The 23,082-nt window shown below is 48.0% G+C and carries 16 protein-coding genes and 1 pseudogene; all 17 read left to right on the top strand.

The annotated features are described in order from the left end of the window. Positions 1-7: 7 nt before the first annotated feature. Positions 8-1,735: a glycoside hydrolase family 13 protein gene (locus DW835_RS07195; RefSeq protein ID WP_118668600.1), complete on the top strand. Its 1,728-nt coding sequence runs from the start codon at positions 8-10 to the stop codon at positions 1,733-1,735. Positions 1,736-1,970: 235 nt separating this feature from the next. Further along, positions 1,971-3,530, top strand: a complete 1,560-nt coding sequence (locus DW835_RS07190) for an NAD(P)/FAD-dependent oxidoreductase (RefSeq protein WP_118668601.1) — start codon at positions 1,971-1,973, stop codon at positions 3,528-3,530. Next, positions 3,523-4,506: pseudogene (locus tag DW835_RS07185) on the top strand (FAD-dependent oxidoreductase); the annotation flags it as partial. The gene DW835_RS07190 and the pseudogene DW835_RS07185, both read left to right, overlap by 8 nt. Positions 4,507-4,525: 19 nt before the next feature. After that, positions 4,526-4,903 (top strand): DUF1667 domain-containing protein, encoded by a 378-nt coding sequence (locus DW835_RS07180; RefSeq protein WP_117465986.1) that lies wholly within the window; start codon positions 4,526-4,528, stop codon positions 4,901-4,903. A 123-nt stretch (positions 4,904-5,026) separates the two neighbouring features. Then, a complete protein-coding gene (gene glpK / locus DW835_RS07175) occupies positions 5,027-6,550 on the top strand; it encodes a glycerol kinase GlpK (RefSeq protein ID WP_117465985.1) in 1,524 nt (507 codons plus the stop codon). 165 nt (positions 6,551-6,715) lie between these two features. Next, positions 6,716-8,344 carry a GGDEF domain-containing protein gene (locus DW835_RS07170; protein ID WP_181968680.1) on the top strand — a complete coding sequence of 543 codons (1,629 nt, stop codon included), beginning with the start codon at positions 6,716-6,718 and terminating at the stop codon, positions 8,342-8,344. Between the two features lie 76 nt (positions 8,345-8,420). Next, on the top strand, positions 8,421-9,614 hold the full coding sequence (locus DW835_RS07165; protein WP_117465983.1) for a pyridoxal phosphate-dependent aminotransferase: 1,194 nt from the start codon (positions 8,421-8,423) through the stop codon (positions 9,612-9,614). A 237-nt stretch (positions 9,615-9,851) separates the two neighbouring features. Beyond that, positions 9,852-10,706, top strand: a complete 855-nt coding sequence (locus DW835_RS07160) for a patatin family protein (RefSeq protein ID WP_118668603.1) — start codon at positions 9,852-9,854, stop codon at positions 10,704-10,706. Between the two features lie 43 nt (positions 10,707-10,749). Beyond that, positions 10,750-11,661 carry an undecaprenyl-diphosphate phosphatase gene (locus tag DW835_RS07155; protein ID WP_117465981.1) on the top strand — a complete coding sequence of 304 codons (912 nt, stop codon included), beginning with the start codon at positions 10,750-10,752 and terminating at the stop codon, positions 11,659-11,661. 118 nt (positions 11,662-11,779) lie between these two features. Continuing rightward, positions 11,780-12,250 carry a DUF6465 family protein gene (locus DW835_RS07150; RefSeq protein ID WP_118668604.1) on the top strand — a complete coding sequence of 157 codons (471 nt, stop codon included), beginning with the start codon at positions 11,780-11,782 and terminating at the stop codon, positions 12,248-12,250. A gap of 216 nt (positions 12,251-12,466) precedes the next feature. Next, positions 12,467-13,861, top strand: a complete 1,395-nt coding sequence (locus tag DW835_RS07145; protein ID WP_118668605.1) for a DUF2142 domain-containing protein — start codon at positions 12,467-12,469, stop codon at positions 13,859-13,861. Positions 13,862-14,083: 222 nt separating this feature from the next. Next, positions 14,084-15,112 carry a heat-inducible transcriptional repressor HrcA gene (gene hrcA, locus DW835_RS07140; protein WP_118668606.1) on the top strand — a complete coding sequence of 343 codons (1,029 nt, stop codon included), beginning with the start codon at positions 14,084-14,086 and terminating at the stop codon, positions 15,110-15,112. A 25-nt stretch (positions 15,113-15,137) separates the two neighbouring features. After that, positions 15,138-15,731: a nucleotide exchange factor GrpE gene (gene grpE / locus DW835_RS07135; protein WP_118503160.1), complete on the top strand. Its 594-nt coding sequence runs from the start codon at positions 15,138-15,140 to the stop codon at positions 15,729-15,731. Between the two features lie 73 nt (positions 15,732-15,804). Continuing rightward, positions 15,805-17,685 carry a molecular chaperone DnaK gene (gene dnaK / locus DW835_RS07130; RefSeq protein WP_118538183.1) on the top strand — a complete coding sequence of 627 codons (1,881 nt, stop codon included), beginning with the start codon at positions 15,805-15,807 and terminating at the stop codon, positions 17,683-17,685. Between the two features lie 140 nt (positions 17,686-17,825). Continuing rightward, a complete protein-coding gene (gene dnaJ, locus DW835_RS07125) occupies positions 17,826-19,007 on the top strand; it encodes a molecular chaperone DnaJ (RefSeq protein WP_118668607.1) in 1,182 nt (393 codons plus the stop codon). A 273-nt stretch (positions 19,008-19,280) separates the two neighbouring features. Beyond that, positions 19,281-20,867 carry an O-antigen ligase family protein gene (locus DW835_RS07120; protein WP_118668608.1) on the top strand — a complete coding sequence of 529 codons (1,587 nt, stop codon included), beginning with the start codon at positions 19,281-19,283 and terminating at the stop codon, positions 20,865-20,867. Beyond that, the gene (locus tag DW835_RS07115; RefSeq protein ID WP_118668609.1) at positions 20,864-23,074 is read left to right on the top strand and encodes a YhgE/Pip domain-containing protein; all 2,211 of its coding nucleotides are present in this window, start codon (positions 20,864-20,866) and stop codon (positions 23,072-23,074) included. The genes DW835_RS07120 and DW835_RS07115 overlap by 4 nt, the downstream gene beginning before the upstream one ends. Positions 23,075-23,082 lie beyond the last annotated feature (8 nt).

Genomic DNA, 23,082 nt, shown 5'->3' with positions numbered 1-23,082 from the left:
GGAACTTATGATTTTACAAGAAGCAATTTTACATATACCGCTGTCGCAGTATGCATTTGCGAACAGTGAGAGGAATCTTACAATTCGTATCCGGGTGGCGAAGGATAATTTGACAGATTGTGTTCTGTGGTACGGAGACCGCGTACAACCCGGTGATCCTATTGTGTTTACGGCAGTGTACATGAAGAAGATACTGTCGGATATGCATTTTGACTATTATGATGCAACTTTTGAGACTCCGTATGACAGGGTATGCTACTATTTTGAATTGAAAGACCCGGAAGAGACGAGGTTCTATTATGCAGATATCTGCGCAAAATATCTTCCGGTAGAGAGAAGCGAATTTTACCAGTATCCGTTTATCCGCAGAGAAGAGATTTGTGAGGAACCGAAGTGGTTCCGGGAGGCAATCGTTTACAATATTTTCCCGGACAGCTTTGCCAGCGGACACCGCGAGATCGTAGGACAGGGAAAAGAGATGGAATGGCAGAACGGCATCCGGTTGAAAAGCCGTCTGGGCGGAACCATACAGGGGATCCGGGAGAATCTGGATTATATTCAGAAGCTGGGATTCAACTGTATCTACCTGAACCCGGTATTCACGGCGGGAGAGTATCATAAATACGACCTGCTAGACTATTTTCATGTGTCCCCCAATATGGGAACGGACGAAGAGTTCCGGGAATTGGTGCAGGATATTCACAACAGAGGAATGCACATTGTCATTGACGGTGTGTTCAACCATTGCAGCTGGTATTTCCCGCAGTTTAGCGATGTGGTGGAAAAAGGAGAAAGCTCCGAATATGCCAACTGGTTTTATCGGCTGCAGTTTCCGGTGATACGCCCGGCAACGGAAGAAGAAAAGCCGACATACAGTTGTTTCGCTTATGAGCGGAAGATGCCGAAGCTGAATTCTTCTAATCCGGAGGAAAGAGCTTATTTTATGGAAGTATGCCGTTATTGGATTCGGGAATTTAAGGTGGATGGCTGGCGTCTGGATGTGGCAAATGAAGTGGATCGGGGATTTTGGAGAGATTTCCATAGGGCTGCTCATGAGGAAAATCCGGAGAGTGTTATGATAGGGGAGATATGGGAGAGCTCGGAGACCTGGCTGAACGGAGACATGTTTGATTCCACCATGAATTATGATTTCCGGAAGAACTGTCGTGATTTCTTTGCCCTTCGGAAAATTTCCGCAGAGGAATTTCATGATCGTATCGTGAAGATGCTACTGCGATATCGTACCGGAACGCTGCGTGGGCAGTTAAACCTATTAGACAGCCATGATGTCAACCGGTTCCTGTCGTACTGCGAGGGGGACCTGCGAAGATTCCGGCTGGCAGAGGTGTTCCTGTTTACCTCTCCCGGAATCCCCTGCGTATTCTATGGGGATGAACTGGGAATGGACGGAAGTAGCGAGACAACACTGCGGGGGCCCATGCCCTGGGAAAAGGTGCAGGATGAAGAGGATGATTTCTTTTCCCGGCTGATTGCTATTCGTAAAGAACATGAGGAGCTGACCTATGGAGATTACACTCTGCGATATATGGATCATGACGGAGGATATATCTATCAGAGAACCTGGGGAGATCACAAGATTACAGTCTGTCTCAATAATGGCAGTACAACGATTGATCTGCGGGAGTATTTGGGAAAGGGCAGCGTGCTTTTGAGTGAATCCTATGAAGCCGGAAAGCTTGGAAGTATGGGATATGCGATTATAGAAGAAAAATAGAACAATAATAAGAGACCGGATGGTGAGCGATTGCTGTCCGGTTTTTTCGACTACATTTTACACAGAGTGTTGCTGGTTTTCGGTCGTGTTTTCCCGCAGAATATGGTAAAATAAATAGCAAAGAGACATTTGCGACAAATAAAAAATGGACATTCATAAAGAGAAAACGGATATTCAGAAGGTAAAGGTGGACATTCAAATATAAATGTAAACATAGGAAAGGCAGGGCGAGGTTATGAAGGATTATGATGTGATCATTATCGGCGCCGGAGTCAGTGGCTGCGCCATTGCCAGGGAACTGGCGAAGGGAAAGCTAAGGATCGCTGTACTGGAGGCGAAAAGTGATGTCTGCGAAGGTACTTCCAAAGCCAACAGCGGTATCGTGCATGCGGGGTATGATGCAGTACCGGGAACTCTCAAGGCACAGTTAAACGTCCGGGGCAATGAAATGATGGAGGAACTGTCGAAGAAGCTGGACTTCCCGTTCCGCAGGAACGGATCCCTGGTGTTATGCTTTGAAGAAGATGCCATGTCCGGTCTGGAAGAACTGTATCAGCGAGGCATGGAGAACGGGGTAAAAGAATTGAAGCTTTTGTCCCCGGAGGAAGTCTGGGCAATGGAGCCGGCGGTGTCCCGTGACATCGTAGGAGCCCTGTATGCCCCCACCGGTGGTATCGTCTGTCCCTTCGGACTGAATATTGCGCTGGCAGAAAATGCGGCGGAAAACGGCGTAGAGTTCTATCGTGACCACAAGGTGACAGCTATCGTGGAACAGAGACCGGTATGGACCGAGAACCCACCTGCGAAGGAAGGACGGATGTATCAGGTGCAGGTGGATGGTGAGATATTCGTGGCACCCATCGTCATCAATGCGGCAGGTGTCTATGCGGATGAAATTCACAATATGATCTGTGAGGAGAAGATCCGCATCGTGCCTCGCAGAGGCGAGTATCGTCTGATGGACAAAAATTGTGGCGATCTGGTAAATTCCACTATTTTCCAACAGCCCTCTAAAATGGGTAAAGGTATCCTTGTAACTCCTACTGTCCATGGCAATCTGCTGGTAGGTCCGACAGCGGAGGATATTCCGGATAAGCAGGATGTGGACACCACGGCAGAAGGACTGACGAAGGTTCTGAATCTGGGAAGTAACAGTGTGGATGCGCTGGACGGCAGACAGACCATCACCTCTTTTGCCGGACTGCGAGCTCATCTGGTACATGAAGAACCTGCGGAAAAATCGGATTTTCTCATTGGCGAGGCAGAAGGACATCCTGGCTTTATTGATGTGGCAGGTATTGAATCTCCGGGACTCACCAGTGCACCGGCTATTGGCGAGTATGTGGCACGGATTGTTAAAAATATTTATCCCGCAGAACGTAAGACGGATTTTATTGACAGCAGAAAAGGAATCCCCAGCATGGCACTTGCCACGGAAGAGGAGAGAGAAGCACTGATCCGGGAAAATCCCGCGTTTGCCAATGTGATCTGCCGTTGTGAACTGGTGACGGAGGGAGAGATCTTGGAAGCCATTCACCGTCCGGTGGGAGCGACGACATTAGATGGTGTCAAACGCCGCACCAGAGCCGGAATGGGCAGATGCCAGGCAGGCTTCTGTTCCCCGAAGACGTTGGAAATCCTGTCGAGAGAACTGCATCTCGATCTGGCACAGATCACTAAGGAAGGAACCGGCTCAGAGATTCTGACCGGTAAAAATAAAGACACCGCACCCGGAGAGGGCGGAACATGGAAGAGGACACAGGCGCCTGTCGGAAAGGAGGCACTCCATGAGTAAACGCACAGAAGATATCGTCATCATCGGAGGAGGTCCTGCGGGACTGGCGGCAGCGCTGTCTGCGAGAAAGGCCGGCTGTGAAAAAGTGCTGATCTTAGAGCGTGACAGAGAACTGGGAGGCATTCTGAACCAGTGTATCCACAACGGTTTCGGACTGCATACTTTTAAAGAGGAGCTGACCGGACCGGAATATGCGGAACGTTATATTGACATGGCAGAAGAAGCAAAAATCCCTTATCTGCTGAATACCATGGTAACAAATATTTCCCTGCGCTCCGATGGACGCAAGAAAGTCACCGCCATGAACAAAGAGGACGGTCTGTTGGAGATCGAGACAGAGACCGTGATCCTGGCGATGGGCTGCAGAGAGCGTTCCCGTGGTGCGTTAAATATCCCCGGCAGCAGACCGGCAGGCATCTACAGCGCCGGAACGGCACAGTATTATGTAAATATCAGAGGGCGGATGCCCGGTAAATGTGTGGTGATCCTTGGTTCCGGAGACATCGGACTTATCATGGCGAGACGTATGGTGCTGGAAGGTGCCAAAGTACAGTGCGTGGCAGAGCTTCGCCCCCAAAGCGGCGGACTGAAGCGTAACATTGTCCAGTGCCTGGATGATTTTAATATTCCACTGTATCTGAATACTACGGTAGCAAAGATCCACGGCAAAGACCGTGTAGAGGGTGTGACCTTTACGAAAGTGGATGATAATGGAAAACCGATTCCCGGTTCCGAATGGGATGTTCCCTGTGATACTCTGTTGTTATCCTGCGGGCTGATCCCGGAGAACGAACTGACCAGAGGCTTAGGAGCAGATATGGACGGCAAGACCGGAGGACCGGTAGTGGGAGAGAATCTGGAGTGCAGTATCCCCGGAGTCTTCGCCTGCGGCAATGTGCTCCACGTCCATGAACTGGTAGACCATGTATCCGCAGAAGCGGAAAAGGCGGGAAACTACGCTGTAGAATATATTCGGCAGAAAAGAGGGTGAGACGATGGCAGAGAAGAACACAACACAAAGAGAACTGACCTGTATCTGCTGCCCGGTGGGGTGTGCTCTGACTGTGACCATAGAAGGTGACAATAGTGTCACAGTGACCGGCAACCGGTGCCCCAGAGGGGCGGCTTACGGAGAAAAAGAAGTCACGAATCCTACCCGGATCGTCACCTCCACCGTGCGTGTGGAAGGGTATCCGGACACAGTAGTATCCGTGAAGACGGCTTCCGATATTCCCAAAGGCAGGATCGATGACTGCATGAAAGCCCTGGCAGATGTCACTGTGGCTGCACCCATTCATGTAGGAGATGTCATTGTGGAAAACGTAGCTGACACGGGTGTCAATATAGTGGCAACCCGGTCGTTTCGTGGGTGACAGAGGACAGAACTATTGAGAATAGAGCATATTTGGGGCAATGGACACAATATATTCCAATGACACGATTGGGATATGCTATGGGCAGAGCCTGGAACGAACAACGGGAGGTTACATAACACAATGGGAGATACACATAACACACAGAAAAAGACATACATCATGGCACTGGATCAGGGAACCACGAGTTCCCGCTGTATCCTGTTTGATAAACAGGGAAATATCTGTTCCATGGCACAAAAAGAATTCACACAGATCTATCCCCAGCCAGGCTGGGTAGAGCATAACCCTATGGAAATCTGGTCCTCCCAGCTGGGAGTGGCCATTGAAAGTATGGCGGTGCTGGGTATCACCGATGACCAGATCGAGGCCATCGGCATCACCAACCAGCGGGAAACCACGATTATCTGGGATAAAAATACCGGCGAACCTGTATACAATGCTATTGTATGGCAGTGCCGCCGTACTTCCGATATGATTGAGGAACTGAAAAAAGACGGCTTTGATCAGATCATCCGGAAGAAGACCGGCTTGATCCCGGATGCTTATTTCAGTGCTTCCAAGATTGCCTGGATCCTGAATAATGTACCCGGTGTCAGAGAACGGGCAGAGCGGGGAGAATTGCTTTTCGGTACGGTAGATACCTGGCTGATCTGGAATCTGACCAAGGGTGCCGTACATGTAACGGATTATACCAATGCTTCCCGTACGATGCTTTTCGATATTCATAATCTCTGCTGGGATCAGGAGATTTTGAAGCATTTTCATATCCCGGAGAGCCTGCTGCCCAGGGTATGTTGTTCCAGCGAAATCTACGGCAGGACCGATGCTTCTGTACTGGGCGGCGAGATTCCTATTGCCGGTGCGGCGGGAGACCAGCAGGCGGCGCTGTTCGGACAGTGCTGCTTTGAGCAGGGAGAAGTGAAAAACACTTACGGAACCGGGTGCTTCTTATTAATGAACACCGGACACGAAGCCATTACCTCCCAGTCGGGTCTATTGACCACTATTGCTGCCAGCACAAGCAAGAACGTAGAATATGCCCTGGAGGGCAGCGTGTTCGTAGCCGGTGCCGGGATCCAGTGGCTTCGAGACAGTATGCGTATGCTTAAGACCTCCGCACAGTCCCAGGAGTATGCGGAGCATGTGCCGGATACCGCAGGGGTCTATATTGTTCCGGCATTTGCGGGCATGGGAGCCCCCTACTGGGATCAGTATGCCAGAGGAACCATCGTCGGCATTACCAGAGGCTGTACCAAGGAACATTTCATCCGGGCCACGCTGGAATCCATCGCATACCAGACGGCAGATGTGCTGGAAGCCATGGAGAAGGACAGCGGCATTGATTTAAAGAGCCTGAAAGTAGACGGCGGCGCCAGTGCCAATGATTTCCTCATGCAGTTTCAGGCAGATATCGTCAACACCCAGGTACGCCGTCCGGCATGTATCGAGACGACTGCTCTGGGAGCGGCTTATCTGGCAGGACTTGCGGTAGGCTATTGGAAGAATCGTGATGAGATCCGTGAGAACTGGCAGATCGGAGCATCCTTTGCACCGGAAATGGATGAAGAAGACTGCAAGAAACTGTTAAAGGGCTGGCATCGTGCGGTGAAATGTGCTCTTGCATGGGCAGAGGATGAAATCTAAATAAAACCTTAATTTTTTACGGGTGACGTGTATTTTTGGCGGAGCAATCTTGTAAAGTGACAAAGTACTGTGGTATGATAACTATTTAGAATACCATGGCTGTTTATGATGGCCTCTGACAGGGGATGATCAATGACAGCTTGGGGATTCCGGAAAGGAACCGGCATGGATTTAAAGGGTTTACCACAGACCGTTCAAAATTTCATAGAGGAAACCATCCAAAACCGGGAAAACGGTAAATTTCCGGACAACGAGACCTGTCAGAAAGTGATGGAATATGCAGCAGACACCGGCTCACAGAAGCTGGCCGGCCTGGGGCTTTATTATCTTGCAGAATATTATTGGCAGAACGACCAGTATGAAAACACCTTGCAATGTCTGACAGAGAGTATCGGTTATCTGAAAAATGAGCAGATGTATGAACTGCTGGCCAGAACCTATAATATGATGGGAGCGGTGTCCGATCGGAAGAATAACCGGATGGTGGCCTTAAGTTCCTATTATAACTGCCTTCAATATGCAGAAAAATACCATTTTTATTATATCCAGGGCATGGCGGAGAGTAATATTGCCTATACCCTGGTCAGGATGCGCCTGCGGCAGGAGGCGATACAGCATTACCGTACAGCAATCGACTCCTATAGTAAGTCAGAGAAAACATATCAGCTGAATTATAACAGGATCAACTGTATGATCGAATGTGGCTGCTGTCACATGTATATGGGAGAAATGGAAGAGGCTTTACGGCTTTGGAATCAAATAGAACAGATCATCAGAGAGGCACCGGAAAGCTATTATTCGAAAATAACATTAGAAATGTATCGTATTTCCTGCGAATTATTACAAGGGCATGAGGAAGAGGCTTTAAAGCTTGCAGCAGATCTTCTGGAGCAATTGTCAGACCGGGATGTTTTTGAAGAGATCATGGATGAACTGGTGATCCTGGCGGGAATCCTGGCAATCCTGCCTGATGGAAAATATCTGGAAGAATTGATCCGGATCATTGATGAAAAGCATATCGAAGAGCATTATAATATTTTCCTGGATCTGTATCCTTTCAAGAGTGAACTTCTGCAGAAGAAGGGTCTCACCTGGGAATACATAGATTATACCCGCCAGTATTTTGATATTTATGAGAAATACCAACAGGAAAACAGAGAAGCGCTGATCAATGTCATAGAATTGCAGAACCGGCTGAAGAACGTTACGTTGGACTGGACGAACATGAAAGCTTCCAACCGGGAGCTGGAAAGTCTGGCTATGCATGATGAGCTGACGGGACTGGCAAACCGGACCTTTTTACATGAACACTTTACGAGCAGTTTTGAACATGCCTATGAGGAACATGAGCTCATGGGAGTAGAACTCATGGATATTGATTTCTTCAAGGAATACAACGATCATTACGGACATCTGGCCGGAGATCAGTGCCTGAAAGCGATTGCCGGAGTTCTGCGGAAACAGCAGGTTCCGGGTAAGATTTTCTGTGCCAGATACGGTGGGGATGAATTTATGATCCTCTATACAGGAATGACGGTGGAGAAGATACGAAGAGTGGCGGAAGATATTTTGAGGAAGGTCCGCAAATTGAAACTTCCCCATGAATGCAGTAATTGCAGCAACTATGTATCGGTAAGCCAGGGAGTATTTGTGCGGATTCCGGTGGGCAATAACAAGGAATGGGATTTCACATCAAGAGCGGATGATCTTCTCTATAAGGCCAAAAGCTGTGGAAGAAACAGTATCTGTCTGTCCACGGAAAGGTTCGGAGATAAGTTTATAGAGATCAAATAAACAGCGCAGAATCAAATTTGAAATTTGATTTGCGATTCCTCCGACGAAAGGAATCGTCTGCGGAAAGGAGATTAGTATGTTAGTTCAGAAATATAAAGACATGCTGTCGGGAAAATCGGTGATTCGGCAGCTTTCGGAATTTGCTACGGCAAGGGGACAGGAAATCGGATACGAGAACGTATTTGATTACAGCCTGGGGAATCCTTCCGTTCCGGTTCCCAGAGAATTTACAGATCGTATGATCCATATGCTGGCAACGAAGGAACCGTTGGAACTGCATGGCTACAGTCCCAGCCTCGGTATTACAAGTGTCAGGGAGGCAATTGCGGAGAACCTGGAGAAAAAGTTTGGGCTGCCTTATCGTAAGGAGCACATTTTCATGGCATCCGGGGCGGCAGGAGCGTTGGCACATGCTTTTCGTCTGGTGACGGAGCCGGGAGATGAGATCCTGACTTTTGCACCGTTTTTCCCGGAATATCATCCTTATGTGGATCTCACCGGAGCGGTACTGAAGGTGGTTCCCCCCAATCTGGAGAACTTCCAGATCAACTTCGAGGCGTTTGAGGAGATGCTGACGGAGAAGGTCAAGGCAGTACTGATCAACACTCCCAACAACCCCTCCGGTGTGGTATATTCCACCCCGACATTGCAGAGACTGGCAGATATCCTGAGCGAAAAGTCCAAGGAATACGGTCATATTATTTATCTGATCTCTGATGAACCTTATCGTGAGATCGTGTTTGAAGGTGTAGACAGTCCCTGCGTATCCTATTTTTATGACAATACCATCATGTGCTATTCTTTCTCCAAATCTCTGTCTCTGCCGGGAGAACGTATCGGTTATGTGGCAGTGAACCCGGCATGTGAGGATGCGGAGACCATGATCAATATGTGCGGACAGATCTCCCGGGGTATCGGACACAACTGTCCTCCATCCATTATCCAGCTGGCAGTGGCACAGGTACTGGATAAGACCGCAGATCTGTCAGTGTATGAGACGAATATGAACATTCTCTATAAAGAACTGCTAGACCTGGGATTCACCTGCGTGAAGCCCGGCGGAACCTTCTACATTTTCCCGAAGGCGCTGGAAGAGGATGCCAAGGTATTCAGTCAGAAAGCATTAAAATATGATCTCGTTCTGGTACCGGGTGATAGCTTTGGTGCACCGGGATATTTCCGCATGGCCTACTGTGTGGACACCGAAAAAGTGGAGAGATCTCTGGAAGCGTTGCGGAAGTTTGTGAAGACGGAGTATGCAACTATCTAGAGTCACGCAGCATATCGAAAGCGAATTGTGCTTGCACGAATGAGCCTTTCGATATGCTGATGTGACGAAATAACCACATGAGCAAAAAGTAAGCATCGCAGATGCAATTTTGCGAATGTGGTTCTAGATAGTTGCATGGAGTGAATGCGAAAAGCGAATCGTGCTTGCACGAATGAGCTTTTCGATATGCTGATGTGGTTCTGGATAGTTGCAGAAGCAGAAAGGAGAGTAATGAGAATGTATCAGGCAGGACTGGTATTGGAAGGCGGCGGAATGAAGGGTGTATACACCGCCGGCGTACTGGACTTTTTTACGGAAAAGGGAATTGATTTTTCCCACATCTACGGAGTATCCGCCGGTGCATGCCATATGTGCAGCTACCTGTCCAGACAAAAGGGACGGGCGCTGAGTGTCAGTGTGGATTATTTGGATACGAGACGGTATTGCAGCCTGGAAAGCTTATTGACCAGCGGAGATTTGTTCAATGTGGATTTCTGTTATCACCTGATTCCGGATTACCTGTATCCGTATGATTACGATACCTTTGAAAAATATCCTGGCAAGGCCTACAGCGTGGTGACCAACATCGAGACGGGACAGCCGGAGTATCTGCGTGTCCGTGATATCCGCAAGGATATCGACAAGATCCGGGCATCCGCATCCCTGCCGTTGGTGGCACGGAATGTGAAGATCGATGGGAAGCTGTATCTGGATGGTGGCATCAGCGATGCCATTCCGCTGGAGAAATCTATTCTGGACGGCAACCGGAAGAACATCTTGGTCATGACCAAAGAGGTGGGATTCGTGAGAAAGCCCGCATCTGCGTCACAGCTGGGACTCATAAAACTCAGATACCTGAAATATCCTAAAGTATATGAACTCATGGCAGACCGACATATCCGTTATAACGAGTGCCTGGACTATATTGACAGACAGGAGAAAAACGGTCAGGCTTTCGTGATCAGACCTCATAAGAAGAGTGATGTGGGACGGATAGAGAAAGACAAGGACAAACTGATCGCATTATATGAAGAGGGCTATCAGGAAGCAGAGAACTGCTATGAAGATCTGCTGGCATATCTGGAAAAATAAAAGCTCTGATTCGTCAGAAAATAAAAAAGATAGGAGAAACAAAATGTTAGAAATTATCAAGGCAATTATCTACGGTATCGTGGAGGGCATCACCGAGTGGCTGCCCATCAGCAGCACAGGACATCTGATCCTGGTGGAGCGTCTGATTCCCTTTCAGGAGACCAGTGAAGGTTTCTTCGATATGTTTGATGTTGTCATTCAGTTGGGAGCTATCCTGGCGGTAGTCGTTCTGTTCTGGAACAAGATCTGGCCTTTTTATATGAAGAAAAATCAGCAGACAAAAAAAGGTGGTATTGTAAGATCTAAAAAAGATTTTACGGTAGGAAATGTGGCACTGAGCATGGATGCTTTCTGGATGTGGGTGAAGATCGTTGTAGCATGTATCCCTGCGGTCGTTTACGGCCTGCTGTTTGATGATGCGGTGAGCGAAGCCTTCAAAAAAGAGATCGGAACCAGTGGAGTAACGGTCCAGGTCATCGTGGTAGCAGTTATGCTGGTACTGGTCGGTGTATTGTTTATCGTGATCGAGAACTGGAACAAGAATCGTGTACCTACCACCACAACACTGTCACAGTTGACCTACAGAGATGCATTGATCATCGGTTTCTGCCAACTGGTGGCTGCGGCGCTGCCCGGAACATCCCGCTCCGGAGCTACGATCCTGGGTGCTATTATGATTGGTATATCGAGAACGGTGGCAGCGGAATTTACCTTCTTTCTGGCGATTCCCGTTATGTTTGGAGCGAGTCTTCTGAAGGTATTGAAGTTCGGATTTGCATTCACGGGAATGGAGCTTGCCTGCCTGCTGGTCGGTACAGTGATATCCTTCATTGTATCCCTGTTCGTACTTCGTTTCCTGATGGGATATATCAAAAAGCATGACTTTAAAGTCTTTGGATGGTATCGTATTGTGCTGGGTATTATCGTATTGCTGTACTTTCTGGTATTCGCATAACAGTTGACAATTATAGGGAAAAGGAATACACTACCCTTATCGAGCGCCGAAATACGGTACTTGTGAGGAGAATGAAAATGTTTTTTGTACATGATTCGTACAGAAGGGAGACGGTAACATGGCAGTAGTGAAGAAAACTGTAGCACCTGTAACAGCAGCTAAAGTGGAAGCCCCTAAGGCAGAAGTGAAGAAAGCAGCACCGACAACTCCAGTGAAGACAGAAACCAAGACCGCTGTGAAGGAAGCTGAAAAGGCACCGGTAGCAAAGGCAGAAGAAAAAGCACCTGTAAAGGCAGAGGTTAAGAAGCCTGCAGTCAAGAAAGAGACAGTTAAGAAAGAGACCAAGAAGGCAGCGCCCGCTAAGAAGCCTGCAGCCAAGAAAGCAGAGTTAAAGAGCGAGATCAGTGTTCAGTTCGGCGGAAAATCTTATTCTCAGGACGATCTGCTGAAGATCGCCAAGGATGTATGGAAATACGACCTGAAGCAGAAGGCAGCTGACCTGACCAGCGTAGAGCTGTATGTAAAGCCCGAAGAGAACATGGTTTACTATGTAATGAACAAAGAGATCACCGGAAGCTTCTACATATAAACTATTCAGAGTAATAAAAAATAAGTATATATACGTTGAATGCTTGCATTCATAAGGATATATACTTATTTTTATATTACGAAGTAACCCTATGAGCAAAAGGAAAGCACCGAAGGTGCGGTTTTGCGAATAGGGTCTGAATAGTTTACCAGGCCCCAAAGTTGAATTTACCACTTTGGGGTCTTCGTATCTATAAAAATGTTAAAGGATGACAGAATGCAGAAAAAATCAGAAAAGATTATTTTTACATTATATCTGTTGGGATTCCTGGCACTGGCACTTACACTTGCACTGTTGCAGCCGCTGGCCAACACACCGCCGCTGTATGGTAATCCGCCGGATGAACATGCGAGATATCTGATCCCGCAGTTTATCTGCAAGTATGGGAAGATCCCTACGGGATGGGAGGAAGAGGTGCGGATTCCGGCCTACGGATTTTCCTATGCTCTGTATAACGTATTTCCCTATATCGTGCAGGGATATCTCATGCGCTTTGTGAGCCTGTTTACGGAATCGGAAGTGGTACTGCTCTATACCGCAAGACTGGTGAACGTAACCTTTGGCCTGCTGATGGCAGTAGTGGTATATTTGATTGGAAAAAGAGTGTTCCGGGATGACCGATTCCGTTGGCTGTTCTGCTTTGCAGTAACGTACCTGCCGGAGGGATTGTTCCTGCACACTTATGTGAATACGGATTCCTGCTGTATGTTATCCACAGCCATGATGGTATATGCTCTGGTATGCGTATATCAGGATGGTATAAATCTCCGCAACAGTCTGTGGATGAGCGGTGGTATTATTCTGTGTGCTCTTTCTTATTATAATGCCTACGGATATATCGTAAGCTGCATTTTACTCTTTCTGTTGTCCTTTTTGCAGAAGAAGGAAAACGGCGGCTATTTCTATGACTGGAAGAATATGCTGAAATACGGCTGTCTGATCGCCGGAGTAGTTCTGGCGGGGATCGGCTGGTGGTTCATCCGAAGTTATATCGTTCTGGACGGAGATCTGCTGGGACTGGCCACCCGGGAAAAGATGGCGATCCAATATGCGGTGGAGAGTGTCAATCCGCTGACCATGCAGACTTATCAGTCCATGGGTTATACGGTGCTGGAAATGTTCCGGGAACGCTGCACACTGTCCGGTCTGTTCCACAGCTTCGTGGCAGCTTTCGGCTCCATGTCCATCTACGGAAGCATCTGGCTGTATCGGGCGTATAAAGCATTTTTTGTGCTTGGCACCGCGGGAAGCCTTCTGTATGTGATCTGCTATAAGAAGCGTCGCAAAATATCCGGAAGAGAATGGTTCTTCCATATTAATATGCTTTATTGCATTTTTATGCCGGCATTTCTGACGATTTATTATGCATACACCACGGATTATCAGAATCAGGGACGGTACCTGCTCCCAGCGCTGCTCCCCCTGATGTATTATATGATAAAAGGAATTCAAAAACTTTCGGAACTGAAGATCAAAGGCAGAACCTTTCCCCGGTGGCTGGTGAATACAGGGGTTGCGATATGTTTTCTGATCCTTGTCGGAGGCACAATAGATATGGTATATGTACGGGCACTTCCCGTATATCTGGAGACAGGACTGGTACTGAAATAGTGCCGGTCCTTTTTGTGTATACGATGAGCCAAGTACAGATTTGTGCTTGCACAAGAATCTGTATTTGGCGAATGAGGCTCTGAATAGTTTTTTTTAATATTTTGTTTAGAATTATTTTCGGGAAAATCAGTTGACAATAATATCCTGTAGTGATATTTTAGGGTAAGAAGATGTTAGCACTCCTTTCAGATGAGTGCTAATAATCCCAAAGGGAGTGATGGAATGCAATTGGATGACAGAAAAAGAATTATATTGCAAGCCATTATCCGGAACTACTTGGAAACGGGAGAGCCGGTAGGCAGCAGGACCATTTCAAAATACACAGATCTGAATCTAAGTTCGGCGACCATTCGTAATGAGATGGCGGATCTGGAAGAGATGGGTTATATCATACAGCCGCACACTTCCGCAGGAAGAATTCCTTCCGATAAGGGATATCGCTTCTATGTGGATACCATGATGGCCACCAGAGAGCAGGAAGTCAATGAGATGAAGGATATGCTCTTAGAGAGGCAGGATAAGCTGGAGAACCTGTTAAAACAGGTGGTGAAGACCCTGGCTCAGAACACACAATACGCCACCATGATCAGTGCTCCGCAGGTACATCGCAACAAGGTAAAGTTCATCCAGCTGTCCCGGGTAGATGCCGGACAGATTCTGGCGGTCATCGTTGCCGAAGGTAATGTGATCAAGAACAATATCCTGGCGGTGAATCAGGAACTGGATGATGAGACACTGCTGAAGCTGAACATTCTGTTGAATACCCACCTCAATGGATTGTCCATGGAGGAGATCAATCTGGGAATGATCGCAGCAATGAAGCAGCAGGCCGGAATCCACAGTGAGATCGTCAGTGAGGTGATCGATGCTGTGGCGGATGCCATCAAGGCAGACGAGGACCTGGAGATCTACACCAGCGGTGCCAACAATATTTTCCGGTATCCGGAACTGGCAGATCAGTCCAAGGCAAGTGAACTGATCAATGCTTTCGAGGAGAAGCAGCAGCTGGGCGGTCTGATCCAGGAGTCCCTGGCAGATGAAGGCAGCACAGGTATTCAGGTGTACATCGGAGACGAGACACCGGTACAGGGCATGAAGGATTGCAGTGTTGTCACAGCTACTTATGAATTGGGAGAAGGCATGAAGGGAACCATAGGAATCATAGGTCCCAAGAGAATGGATTATGACAAGGTCATAGGAACGCTGCGGACGGTGCAGAACCAGTTGGATGACCTTTACCGCAAAGAATAGACAGATTCCAGAAAGGAAAGTAAGAATGGCAGATCAGGAAAAAGAAATATTAGAGGAAGAAATGGAACAGGATCTTTCAGATGCCGAAGAACTGAAGGAAGAAGAGACAGAAGATGAGGAACCCGTGAGCAAGGAAGACAAAAAGGCAGCAAAGAAGCAGGCAAAGCTGAACAAAAAGGAAGATTCCTACAAGGAGAAGATCGATCAGCTGGAAGACAGAGTAAAGCGTCAGATGGCAGAGTTCGAGAACTTCCGCAAGAGAACCGATAAAGAGAAACAGGCAATGTTCGATACCGGTGCCAAGAGTGTGATCGAGAAGATCCTTCCGGTAGTAGATAATTTTGAAAGAGGCCTGGCAACGGTTCCCGAGGAATCCAAAGAGGATCCTTTCGTAGACGGTATGAACCGTATCTACAAACAGCTGATGACAGAACTTGAGAACATCGGTGTGAAACCAATCGAGGCAGTCGGACAGGAATTCGACCCGAATCTTCACAACGCAGTGATGCAGGTGGAGAGCGATGAGTATGAATCCGGTGTGATAGCCCAGGAACTTCAGAAGGGTTACACATATCATGACATGGTCGTAAGACACAGCATGGTAGGCGTTGTTCAATAATTTGATTATCACATATTTTTGAGAATAGAAACTATAAAATGAAAACAGAGAATAAAAACAGGAGGAAAATATTATGAGTAAGATTATTGGTATTGACTTAGGTACAACCAACAGCTGTGTAGCTGTTATGGAAGGTGGTAAACCCACCGTTATCGCTAATACAGAAGGTGCAAGAACCACACCCTCTGTTGTAGCATTTACCAAGACCGGTGAGAGACTGGTCGGTGAGCCTGCAAAGCGTCAGGCAGTTACCAACGCAGAGAAGACCATTTCTTCCATTAAGAGAGATATGGGTACCGATCGCGGCCGTACCATTGACGGCAAAAAATACTCTCCTCAGCAGATCTCCGCAATGATCCTGCAGAAGCTGAAAGCAGATGCCGAGAGCTATCTGGGTGAGAAGGTTACCGAGGCAGTTATCACAGTTCCCGCATACTTCAATGATGCCCAGCGTCAGGCTACCAAGGATGCAGGTAAGATCGCAGGCCTGGATGTAAAGCGTATCATCAACGAGCCTACCGCAGCAGCACTTGCTTATGGTCTGGACAATGAAAAAGAACAGAAGATCATGGTATACGACCTTGGTGGCGGTACCTTTGATGTATCTATCATCGAGATCGGTGACGGTGTCATCGAAGTACTGGCTACCAACGGTGATACACACCTTGGCGGTGATGATTTCGATAACAAGATCATTCAGTGGATGCTGGATGAATTCAAGAAGGCAGAAGGCGTAGATCTGTCCGGTGATAAGATGGCTATGCAGAGACTGAAGGAAGCAGCTGAGAAGGCTAAGAAAGAGCTGTCCAGCGCAATGACCACCAATATCAACCTTCCTTTCATTACCGCAACTGCAGAGGGACCTAAGCACTTTGATATGAATTTAACCCGTGCTAAGTTCGATGAACTGACCAGAGATCTGGTTGATAAGACTGCTATCCCCGTACAGAACGCTATGAAGGATGCTGGCCTGAACTATTCTGATCTGGGTCAGGTACTGCTGGTAGGTGGTTCTACACGTATCCCTGCGGTACAGGATAAGGTAAGAGCATTGACCGGTAAAGAGCCCAGCAAGTCTCTGAATCCTGATGAGTGCGTAGCAATCGGTGCTTCTATCCAGGGTGGTAAGCTTGCCGGTGATGCAGGTGCCGGTGATATTCTGTTACTGGATGTAACTCCTCTGTCTCTGTCTATCGAGACCATGGGTGGTGTTGCTACCAGACTGATTGAGAGAAATACAACCATTCCTACCAAGAAGAGCCAGATCTTCTCTACCGCTGCTGATAATCAGACTGCAGTAGATATCAACGTAGTACAGGGTGAGCGTCAGTTCGCCAAAGATAATAAGTCCCTCGGACAGTTCCGTCTGGACGGTATTGCTCCAGCTCCCAGAGGAATCCCTCAGATCGAGGTTACTTTCGATATCGATGCCAACGGTATCGTAAATGTATCCGCTAAGGATCTGGGTACCGGCAAGGAGCAGCACATCACCATTACCGCAGGCTCTAACATGTCCGATTCCGATATCGAGAAGGCTGTCAAGGAAGCAGCTGAATTCGAAGCACAGGATAAGAAGCGTAAGGAAGCTATCGAGGCAAGAAACGAAGCAGACTCTTTCGTATTCCAGACCGAGAAGGCTCTGAATGAAGTAGGTGACAAGGTACCCGAGAGTGACAAGACTCAGGTACAGGCTGATCTGGAAGCTGTTAAGGCAATTCTGGAGAGAACCAAAGACCAGGAGATGAGCGACAGCGATGTAGATGAGCTGAAGGCTGCAAAAGAGAAACTGACCCAGAGTGCTCAGTCTGTATTCACCAAGATGTATGAGCAGGCTGCTCAGGCACAGCAGGGTGCACAGGGTGCAGCAGGCCCTGACATGAATGCACAGGCCGGTAGCAATGCTGGATCTAACGCAGACGATGATGTGATCGACGGAGATTTCAGAGAAGTATAATTAAACTTCACAAATAACGCAAATCGTGGTATAACAGTAAATGCTGTGTAACAGTGATTGCGAATAACAGGGGGCACAGGGTATGCGAAAGCGTGCCCTGTGCATAACCGTTTTTAGATTTAAATGACAGAGGTGCAAAAATGGCAGAGCAGAAGAGAGACTATTACGAGGTCCTCGGTGTAGATAAGAATGCAGATGATGCTGCAATTAAAAAAGCATACCGGGTACTGGCGAAAAAATACCATCCCGACATGAACCCCGGAGACAAGAATGCAGAACAGAAATTTAAAGAAGCTTCCGAGGCTTATGCCGTGCTGAGTGATCCCGAGAAGAGACGTCAGTATGATCAGTATGGCCATGCGGCATTTGACGGTGGCGCAGGAGGTGCCGGTGGTTTCGATTTCAATGGAACTGATTTTGGAGACATTTTCGGAGATATTTTCGGAGATATCTTTGGCGGCGGCAGAAGCAGAGGTGCCAGAAATAACGGCCCCATGAAAGGTGCCAACATCCGTACCAGTGTTCATATCACTTTTGAAGAGGCAGTTTTCGGCTGCAAGAAAGAGATCGATCTTACGGTAAAGGAAACCTGTAAGACCTGTAACGGCTCCGGTGCGAAGCCCGGAACCAGCCCTGAGACCTGTACCAAGTGTGGTGGTAAGGGTCAGGTGGTATTTACCCAGCAGTCTTTCTTCGGTACTGTGCGTAATGTACAGACCTGTCCCGACTGTCAGGGTACCGGTAAGGTGATCAAGGACAAATGCCCGGATTGCCGTGGTACCGGATATATTCCTATGAAGAAACGTTATGCGGTGGATATTCCCGCAGGTATCGACAACGGACAGTCTACCCGTATGCCGGGACTGGGTGAGCCAGGTGTCAACGGTGGCCCCAGAGGCGATGTGCTGGTAGAAGTGATCGTAGGTCGTCATCCTATCTTCCAGAGACAGGATTTCGATATTTTCTCTACCGTACCTATTTCTTTTGCAGTAGCGGCATTGGGCGGCGAAGTGTTGATCGATACGGTAGACGGCAAGGTGGTATATGATGTAAAGGCCGGAACGCAGACCGACACCAAGATCCGTCTGCGCGGCAAGGGTGTTCCTTCCTGGAGAAATAAGGATGTCCGCGGTGACCATTATGTAACACTGGTGGTTCAGACTCCCGACAAGTTGAAACCGGAAGCAAAGGAACTGCTAAAGCAGTTCGATGTACTGACCGGAGATTCCCTGAATGCTGTGAAGAAAGCAACGGAAAGCGGAGAGGGAGAGTCCAGGGAGAATGACTCCAGGGACGGCAAGAAGAAAAAGTTTTGGAAGTAAAAGTTAATAAATAAAATTCCCCGTAGCCTCGGCTGGGGTAAGAAACGCGGCACGCTCGCGCTCTATCGCAGAGCGTAGCGGCACTGCTTATTCTTACACCCAGCCGGGGCTACTGGTTTGTTGGGAAAAAGTTAAAGGTATCTTTGAAGGCCAATGATATAGAATACAGTTTGGTTTTTTTGTCAAAAGGCAGGGTGAACGGTTTGACAGAATGGGCAGAAACGCTTACAATTCAAGTAGTTATGCTGTCTGTGACACGAAGGAGCCTGCAGGATGGAGAACCGGAAAGAGGAATTTCTGAAAATTGTATGTCAGAGTTATCTGATCGTTATTCTGGCAGTGCTGCCTCTTTATTATATTCCCTGGAATGGATATTATAAACTGGGTGATACCAAATATTACCTGTATCGCAATGTTTCACTGCTTTGCCAGGGGATCGCATTGCTGGCACTGTGTGTCTTTGCTGTAAGCAGCCGGTGGACAGGGGAACATCGGATTTTTGCCAGATCTCTGGCTGAAGTAGTGAAAAAATCGGTCGATAAATGCAGAACACATGCGGTAACGACGGCGGTCTGCCTGTACGGAATCTGTGCGTTACTCTCTGCAATCTGCAGCCCCTATGGCAGTATCGCGTGGAACGGAGAGCGGGAATGGTACATGGGAGCTGTCACGATCTGTTTGATGATCGGAGGTTTTTTACTGACGGCGAAGTACGGAGGTAGTTGTAAAACGGCGATATGGTTAGGAGAGGCGGCTTTTGTGGCGGTCACCCTGATCGGCCTGTTGCAGAAGCTGGGCTATGATCCTCTGGGACTTCTCAAGGGTTACGTTGTGGGGGACTGGGAATTTACCCATATGTTGACCACGCTGGGGAACAGCAACTGGCTCAGCGGGTATTACAGTGTGATGTTTCCCTTTTCCATGACGCTGTTTCACCGGGCAGTGGAAGCAGGGAAAAAAGGTCCCACACTGCTGGCAGGAACGTGCAATATGTTGGCCATGATGCTTCTGCTTTTACAGGGAAGTGACAGCGGTGTGATCGTGGCATGCACAGTCATGGGGGTGTGCTTTTGGCTCGACCGGAAGCAAACCGGACATTGGGAAGTATATTTCCTTTTTCTTGCAGCGGTGGCGCTGGGAATGTGCCGTTGGGGTAAATGGATGTTATATCTGGGAACGTTTGACATTCTCCTGCAGGATGGCATCGCCAAAAAACTGGCAGCCTGGCAGGGATGGATTCCGGTTGCAGCAGGGTGTCTGCTGCTTTGGGGAGCCTGTCGCAGGATTCCGGAGAATAAGAAAAAAATATTGCAAGAGGGAGTATTGTGTTGTGCACTGGCAGGAATAGCGGTAGTGCTGGCATGGTATCTGCATCGGTTGTTGGTAATCGATTTTGCGGAATGGGGCAATCGCCGGGGAAGATTGTGGCAGATGGCATGGATGGGTTTCCGGAAAGGAAATCTGCATCAGAAGCTGTTGGGAGCAGGCCCGGATTGTTTTGCATCGTATCTGGGAGAACTGTTGCCGGGAGGCACGGTGCTTTTTGATAAAGGATATTTTGAAGGTTCTGTTTTTACCAATGCACATAATGAGTGGCTCACCACACTGGTCAATATGGGACTGCTGGGTGTGGCTGCCTATGCAGCTGTTTTTATCACGGCGCTGCAGACATACAGGAAGAATTTTCTCGCAGTATTGTTACTGCTTACCTACGGGATACATTCCCTGATCAGCTTTCAGCAGGTGCTGAATGCGCCGCTTTTCTTCCTGATACTGGGATTGTGTGAAGCGGCGGCCCGGGGAGAAAAGACCAAAACCAATCAAATGGATACGGATGAGGAGTTGCTAGAAGCTATATGAAAAATATTTGGAAGATTTTTACCGGAGATCTGAAAAAACTGGTGAAGCAGCCTTTTGCGCTGGTTATTATTATCGGGTTGTGCGTGATACCGTCGCTGTATGCGTGGTTTAATATATTTGCCAACTGGGATCCCTATGCCAATACCGGAGGAATTCCTGTGGCGGTAGTATCCCTGGATCAGGACTATACGCTGAAAGACGGATCGGTGGTAAATATGGGAGAATCCGTACTGGAAAGCCTGCATTCCAACACCAGTGTAAAATGGATCTTTCTGGATACCGAGGAAGAAGCAAAAGAGGGCGTGGAAGCCGGAAAATATTATGCAGCCGTCGTCATTACCGATAAATTTACTTATAGTATGTACAATGTATTTTCGGATGATTTTGAGAATCCGGCGCTGATCTATTATCAGAATCAGAAGAGCAATGCCATTGCCACCAAAATCACGGATACGGTGGCAGGAACTCTGCAGAATACCATCAATGAGACCTTTATCAAGGTGGCGGCTACCACGGTATTTGAAGAGGGCAATACGGTGTCGGATCAGGTACAGGGGGACAGTTATGTAGAGGAATTCTGTTCCAAACTGGAGGAACTGAATGACAATCTGAAGGAATACAGTGCCATGATCGACTCCTTTCAGGCAGGCAATGCGCGGCTGGAGTCTGCCATCACCCATGTCAACTATGAGATTCCCGCGATGCAGAAGAAACTGGACAGCACCACAGCCAGTCTGAACCAGAGCAGTCAGGATCTGTCTTCTACCAGAGACACCCTGGGCAATTTCAGCAACAACATCGATACTTCCATGAGCAATATCAATAACTCTCTGGAAAGTATCAAAAAGGCTCTGGATGAAAGCAAACTGGCGGAGGATACCGCCCAGATGACGAGAGATCTGAACCGGGTGGCAAGAGATACCAATACGCTGAACGGACAAGTAAATACACTGCTGGCGGCACTGATCCAACAAAAGCTGGAAAGCGTCTCTGACGGTAATGCTGCGAACGGCGGCACCGGCAGCAATATCAACGCAGCGGCAACTGATGCGGCTATGGAAGCATTGAAAGCCATGCAGAAGGAACTGGATCTGATGAATACCGTAGTGGGCAGCGTTCTGGAATCCACGGACGACAAGGCTGCGGAGAATGCAAAGGTCAATGTCAACAATGCCATGAATAATTTAAGGAGCGCCATTGACAGCTGCGAGACTTCTGTAAGTAATATGCAGGGAATCTATAAGAATAATCTGGTGCCCCAGATGCAGAAGGTTCTGACAAATATGTCAGATTCTCTGAATCAGGTGACCAATCTGGTAAATACCCTGAGCAATACGGTGAAAAATGTCGGAGTTGTCATGGAAGGTGTCGGTGACACTGTGTCCGGAACCAGTGAGAGTCTGGGACAGATCAAAGATGTGGTAGATAATATCAGCGCCAAACTTACAGATCTGACAGAGAAGCTGGACGGTGCATCCGAAGAGGAAATGATGGATATTCTGGTGCGTTTCCTTGGAGGAGATCCGGATAGTCTGGGGGCATATTTTGCATCTCCCGTAACCATGGAGACCATAGCCATGTATCCGGTGGCTACGTATGGTTCTGCCATGACACCGTTCTATTCCACACTGGCGATCTGGGTAGGTTCTACGATCCTGGTGGCACTGGTGAAAGTAAAAGCCTCTCCGAAAGGGCTTGAAAATGTACAGAGCTATCAATTGTATTTCGGCAGATATTTGCTGTTTTTCTTATTGGCACAGATTCAGGCAGCCATCATTGTGGCCGGAGATCTGTGGCTGTTAAAAGTAAACATTGTGGAACCGGGGCTGTTTTTCCTGGCGGCAAGCTTTACGGCTACGGCATTTTCCCTGTTGATCTATTCTCTGACACTGGCATTCGGAGATGTGGGCAAGGCCATCTGCGTTATTGTTATGGTATTGCAGATCGCTGGTTCCAGCGGTACCTTCCCGATCGAACTGCTACCGGACACCTACCAGAAGATTTATATTTTCTTTCCCTTCCCCTATGCCATCCGGGCCATGCGTGAGGCACTGGCGGGTATGTACGGTACTGCCTATATGGAAGCACTGGCAAAATTGAGCCTGTTTATGATCGAGGGACTGTTGATCGGCCTGGTGATCCGGATCCCGTTCGTAAAACTGAACCATTTTGTGGAAGAGCGTATGGAAGACACTGAGTTAATGTGACACCTGTT

Origin of the sequence: Clostridium sp. AM34-9AC, assembly GCF_003480225.1 — a bacterium.
GTDB lineage: Bacteria > Bacillota > Clostridia > Lachnospirales > Lachnospiraceae > Acetatifactor > Acetatifactor acetigignens.
This window is presented reverse-complemented; position numbering and strand designations above follow the sequence as displayed.